Here is a 527-nt window from a genome sequence, read left to right as displayed (position 1 = left end):
ACGCCATAGGCTGTTATGCCGATGCCGAGTTCACGACAGGCAGGGAGAATTTTGTCCTCGATGCCACGTGAAATCAGCGAATATTCAATCTGAAGATCGCTGATCGGATGGACTGAAGCTGCACGCCGGATGGTCTCCGGGCCAACTTCCGAAAGCCCGATATGCCGGACATAACCAGCCTGAATCATCTCGGCGATGGCGCCAATCGTATCCTCGATAGGCACAGCCGGGTCCAGCCGTGCAGGCCGGTAGATATCGACATGATCAAGCCCGAGCCGTTGCAGGGTATAGGCCAGGAAGTTCTTCATGGCGGCAGGTCGTGCGTCGTAGGAACCCCAGTTGCCACCCGGATCCCGCATCGCACCAAACTTGACGCTGACGAGGAATCTGTCGCGAGGAATATCCCTGATCGCCTCACCAATCAGCATCTCGTTATGGCCCATGCCATAGAAATCGCCGGTGTCGAGAAGCGTGATTCCGGCATCCAGCGCGGCATGGATGGTAGCGATGCTTTCTTTCCGATCAGC

At 56.7% G+C, this 527-nt stretch carries 1 protein-coding gene; it reads right to left on the bottom strand.

Features of this window, described 5'->3' with window-relative positions:
- A partial coding sequence (locus tag B7449_RS16100) for an aldo/keto reductase (protein WP_048883828.1) occupies positions 1-527 on the bottom strand: 527 nt, incomplete at both ends.

The organism is Komagataeibacter intermedius TF2, from assembly GCF_000964425.1.
In the GTDB taxonomy this organism is placed as follows: Bacteria; Pseudomonadota; Alphaproteobacteria; order Acetobacterales; family Acetobacteraceae; genus Komagataeibacter; species Komagataeibacter intermedius.
This window is presented reverse-complemented; position numbering and strand designations above follow the sequence as displayed.